The organism is Mycolicibacterium novocastrense, assembly GCF_001570485.1.
GTDB lineage: Bacteria > Actinomycetota > Actinomycetes > Mycobacteriales > Mycobacteriaceae > Mycobacterium > Mycobacterium novocastrense.
In genome coordinates, this window is record NZ_BCTA01000114.1 from 1 (window position 1) to 544 (window position 544).

Sequence of the window (544 nt, forward strand, 5' to 3'; positions counted from 1 at the left end):
GGCCACCCTGGAGTGATCATCAATCACGGTGTGCACGAATGCAATTCCGATTCTGGGTCGATACCCTGTCTCCTGACCGCCGCGCTCCCCGGTACGATGGCCGGTGGCGATGGCGTTACGTTTGCTTTGTTCTCTGGTCAGGAACTTGTGCCCGCCGCCGTCGGGGATGTTGGCGAACTTAGTGACGTCGACGTGGATCAACGCCCCGGCATGGGGGTGTTCGTAACGGCGAAGAGGCTCACCGGTGACGCGGTCGATGTAGGACAGCCGGTTGATCCGACACCGGGTCAGCACCGCATGCACGGTGGAGGCCGGCACCCCGAGGTGCCCGCCGATCTGCACAGGCCCGAGCCGCTTGCGCCACCGCAGATCCACGATCCGGCGCATCACCGCTGGCGCGGTCTTGGTGGGGCTGACGTGCGGGCGTGAGCTGCGGTCGACCATGCCGGCCTCGCCCTCGGCCCGGAACCGATCTGCCCACTTCTTAGCGGTTCGCGGGGCGACCATGAACATCTTGGCTGCTGCGGCGTAGGTCCAGCCGGAT

1 protein-coding gene is annotated in these 544 nt (G+C 65.8%); it reads right to left on the reverse strand.

What is annotated here, in order from left to right; all coding sequences use genetic code 11:
• Positions 1 to 544 (reverse strand): leucine zipper domain-containing protein (locus RMCN_RS30665; RefSeq protein ID WP_165604507.1); only part of this gene is annotated, 544 nt, incomplete at both ends.